This window comes from Collinsella sp. SGI.180 (assembly GCF_050313455.1).
Classification (GTDB): domain Bacteria; phylum Actinomycetota; class Coriobacteriia; order Coriobacteriales; family Coriobacteriaceae; genus Collinsella.
The window spans coordinates 1-1,429 of the sequence record NZ_JBNPLL010000044.1; the positions used below are offsets into that span (position 1 = coordinate 1).

Below are 1,429 nucleotides of genomic sequence, written 5' to 3' on the forward strand. Positions count from 1 at the left end.
TGTTAGCGTCGGAATAATTTAGCCAAATATAGTCGGCCGAGATTGACCAATCCCGGCCGACCCATTTTAGCCAACACGCCCGCATCTATGACTTTCCTATCGCATTCCTACATCCCCTCGGGCTGGATCCCCCTCACCTTCACCGCCTGGGGGACGGCCTCCACCGAGTAGGTGTCAAGCCCCCTGCCGCGGTAGCTCGGGCCCCGCATCACGAACACCGACGCCTTGTCGAACAGCCTGTCGAGGGCGCAGAGGAGCGTGTCGTCGCCCGTGAAGAACTCATCCCACCCGCTCGGGGCGATGTTACTCGTAAGGACCATCGCGTTCGGCCCCTCCTTCTCGTAGCGCCTGTCGACGACATCGAAGAACAGGTCGGTGCACGGCCTGTCGTAGACACATCTTCCCACCTCGTCAACGATGAGGCACGACGGCTTGACGAGCGAGGAGACGACACGCGAGGTGTTTCCCCGCTGGACGGCCTTCTGGAACCTGTCCCTGAGCTCGGTCGCCTTTATGTAGTAGGTCTTGAGCCCCCGCATGCAGCACTCGCGCCCGTAGGCCTGTGCGAGGTGCGTCTTCCCTATGCCGCCGGGCCCGACGAAGGCGACGTTGCGGTGCGCGTAGAGGTCGGCCAGCGACGGGAGCTTGCCCAGCGCGGCCGCGTCCCGGCCCTGGATCCTGGAGAAGTCGAAACCCTCGAAGGTCTTGGGCTCGCGCCTGGGCAGCCTGCTCAGTCTCAGCAGCGTCTCGATGGAGGCGAGCCTCCTCTTCTCCGCAAGGTAGGAGAAGGTGGCGGCCACGGCGGCCATCTCCCCGTCGCCGAGGTCGAGGTCCGAGGCGAGGGTCGCGAGCTCCTCCGCCCCGACGGCGATCCCGAGCCTCGACGCGGCGTCGCTCGCGAGCTCGTAGGGGCTCGCCCCCGCGCCCGCCATCATTCGGCCCTCCCGAAGTCGAACCTCTCGAAACCGGGTTTCGTCCTGGGCGGGGCGATTTGCTCGACCACGGTCCCCACCGGCTGGGTCGGTAGCTCCTCGGGCTGCGCCGGCGATGTCTCCCACTGCCCCTCGCACCAGCTGTCGGCGCCGGTGCCGACAGCGTGGGCGACGAGCTCGCGGGAGAGGTCGTCGCTGTATATGTGCACCACGCGCCCCTCCCGGTTCACCCTGCACTCGCGACGGACGTACCAGTAGGGCACGCCGTAGCGGTGCCCCTCGAAGCTCACGAAGCCGTCGAAGGAGATCTTCCGGCGCGGGCACAGGTACCGCTCGACCTCGGCCGTGACCTCGAGCGGCCTGGTGTTTGCTGAGCACGCCGCCTCGTGTTCGCGCATCGGGACGCATGCCGCCGCGCGCCGCCAGCGGCCTCCCTGCTCGGCGCACCAGAGGGCGGCCTCCCGGTTGAGGGCGTCAAGGTCGGTGAAGGACCTTCC

2 protein-coding genes are annotated in these 1,429 nt (G+C 67.2%); both read right to left on the reverse strand.

The annotated features are described in order from the left end of the window. Nucleotides 1-107: 107 nt before the first annotated feature. The gene (locus tag ACQRAP_RS08645) at nucleotides 108-935 is read right to left on the reverse strand and encodes an ATP-binding protein (RefSeq protein ID WP_006234068.1); all 828 of its coding nucleotides are present in this window, start codon (nucleotides 933-935) and stop codon (nucleotides 108-110) included. Then, nucleotides 932-1,429 (reverse strand): Mu transposase domain-containing protein (locus ACQRAP_RS08650; RefSeq protein WP_427795398.1); only part of this gene is annotated, 498 nt, incomplete at its 5' end. The genes ACQRAP_RS08650 and ACQRAP_RS08645, both read right to left, overlap by 4 nt.

Coding starts and splice junctions, on each gene's coding strand:
- ACQRAP_RS08645 (WP_006234068.1), bottom strand. CDS start 935: ATGATGGCGGGCGCGGGGGCGAGCCCCTACGAGCTCGCGAGCGACGCC.